Annotated in this window: 1 protein-coding gene; it reads left to right on the top strand. The window is 66.3% G+C overall.

All coding sequences use genetic code 11. From position 1 onward, the window contains the following. Positions 1–45 precede the first annotated feature (45 nt). The gene (locus ADL15_RS18220) at positions 46–270 is read left to right on the top strand and encodes a hypothetical protein (RefSeq protein WP_067692151.1); all 225 of its coding nucleotides are present in this window, start codon (positions 46–48) and stop codon (positions 268–270) included. The last annotated feature ends 163 nt before the right edge of the window (positions 271–433 follow it).

Genomic DNA, 433 nt, shown 5'->3' with positions numbered 1-433 from the left:
CCGCGGTCCCGGCGGACGCGGCCACGGCCTCGGCGGGGTTCTGAGATGGACGCCAACAGCTACCCGATCGGCGTCGACGTGAACGGTGGCCTCATCGAGGGCAACATGCTGTTCGGTGGTGAGCCGGGTGCGGGTAAGTCGGTCCTGTTGAACGCGGTGACCGCAAGTGCGGCGCTGCTGGCCTCGGGTGTCTGCGACTGCGAGTCGTACGACTGCCGTTGCGAGTGCTGCGGGCTGGGCAACTGCTCCTGCACCGCGGCGGAGGACTGACGTGTCCCCGATCCTGGTCGCCGAAACTGACAACGGCGTACAAGAGCTCGGCCCGGCGCTGTCCATCTTCGACCCGATGTTCATCGGGATCGACGAGTTCGGCCAGAAGGTCAAGCTGCCGATGATCTACAAGAATCTGCTGATCGGTGGCGAGCCGGGCGCG

The sequence above is a fragment of the Actinoplanes awajinensis subsp. mycoplanecinus genome (genome assembly GCF_001509495.1).
GTDB classification, from domain to species: domain Bacteria; phylum Actinomycetota; class Actinomycetes; order Mycobacteriales; family Micromonosporaceae; genus Actinoplanes; species Actinoplanes palleronii.
Note: the sequence above shows the minus strand (reverse complement) of the source record. Positions and strands in the feature narration are given on the sequence as shown.